We start from the raw sequence: 1,541 nt of genomic DNA on the forward strand, positions 1-1,541 counted from the left end.
CGCCGGTTGCAACATCAAGCCGCTGCCGCCTAAACTCAGACAGAAACCGAACCAGAGCCTCCGTTACGAAACTGCTTGCGCTGTCCGAAAAACTCTGACGACGGACAGGTGCTTCCGCAGAAGGTCTGGGCGAAGAGAATGACAGCCATACTATCGTGGGTGTTCTCAACAGATCTTCGGAGAGTAGAATCAGAGAGATGTCGAGCACTGTTAGCGTCGCAAAACAAGATCAGAGAGTCGCACAGAATAAAAATGTTAATATTTCAAACATGGAAGGGAAAAATGCAAGTAGCTTCGACAATGGAAGCAACAACAATAACAGCGAAACGCAATCTTCTAAAAGCAACCCGCGAGAAGATAAAGAGGCTGATTAATTTGAAGCAATAATAATCGTGGCCTCATCCATATTTTGAGGCCACGATTATTGTTTGCCATATCGACTAGTAGTCGATCTTGGAGTGCAAGAATGACTTCCAGTCGGAGATATACTTCTTGTATTTCTCTTTGTATCTTTTCTCATAATATTCCTTAAACGCTTTGAGGTAGTACTCATCCTTCAACGTTATTGGTTTACCTTTCCGTTTCCCGGAAGGAACTGTTTCAACTATGAAGTTTTTCTTTTCTATTCGAAATATATTCTGGTGTTTTGTCAGTTCGTCAATATAAGTCATCAGTGCCCAGCTTATTTTCTGTTCAGCATGTACGTGGGTCCGAAGTTTTGCCGTAGACAATTGGTAATCAATCAGCTCTTCGCTTATTTCGTCGACCTTTTTGCGAAGCGCAGCGTTCTCTGCTTCAAGCTTACGTATTCTCGCCCGATGGTTCTCAACCATTGATATAAGCTCAATCTTCTGTTGAGTTAAAATTTCGATGTCATTGCGAAGATTGTATACATGGCCTCGCAGAATTCCATGTTCGATAGGGCTGATGTGTGACATTGATGCCTCCTTAATGTTCCATTTCCTATATATATAATTGATATGACACCTTTTTGTCAACAATGGCTGTATTAAAAAATTAACAAGGAAATCGAGCCCTAATGACCATTGAAAAGATCACCCACCCATATGGAAATGCAATTAAAAATGAACGGCCCGGTTATTTAGTTATCACTTTGTCTGAAGTCAGCACCTATCGGACAGATTTAGGGGTTTGAGCAACGGAGGATTTCTGGTTCATCGAAGCCATCAAGGAGCGAAGATGAACAAGAAATCCGGAACAAGCAAAGATGCCGCTGACAAGCTGGTCAGAGGCATCAAGCGGAAGACCCGTAAACAGTATTCAGCGGAAGAGAAGATCAGGATTGTCCTGGCTGGCCTGCGCGGTGAGGAAAGCATCGCTGCACTGTGTCGCCGCGAGGGTATTGCTGAGAGCCTGTATTACTCCTGGTCGAAGGAATTCCTCGAAGCCGGGAAGAACCGGCTCGCGGGCGACACCGCCCGGCAGGCGACGGCCCCTGAAGTCAAGGAACTGTGGTCCGAGGCGTTGGCGCTGAAGGAGGTCGTTGCGGAACTGACGCTTGAGAACCGGTTGCTCAAAAA

The 1,541-nt window shown here is 45.4% G+C and carries 2 protein-coding genes; one reads left to right on the top strand and one right to left on the bottom strand.

Annotation, left to right across the window (positions count from 1 at the left end):
- Positions 1 to 440 precede the first annotated feature (440 nt).
- A complete protein-coding gene (locus tag C4S70_RS18340; RefSeq protein ID WP_146064275.1) occupies positions 441 to 938 on the bottom strand; it encodes a hypothetical protein in 498 nt (165 codons plus the stop codon).
- A 262-nt stretch (positions 939 to 1,200) separates the two neighbouring features.
- Here C4S70_RS18340 and C4S70_RS18345 point away from each other — a divergent pair.
- Positions 1,201 to 1,541, top strand: a 341-nt coding sequence (locus tag C4S70_RS18345) for a transposase (RefSeq protein WP_146064276.1), incomplete at its 3' end; no start/stop codon positions are given.

The sequence above is a fragment of the Jhaorihella thermophila genome (assembly GCF_900108275.1).
In the GTDB taxonomy this organism is placed as follows: Bacteria; Pseudomonadota; Alphaproteobacteria; order Rhodobacterales; family Rhodobacteraceae; genus Jhaorihella; species Jhaorihella thermophila.

Coding starts and splice junctions, on each gene's coding strand:
- C4S70_RS18340 (WP_146064275.1), bottom strand. CDS start 938: ATGTCACACATCAGCCCTATCGAACATGGAATTCTGCGAGGCCATGTA.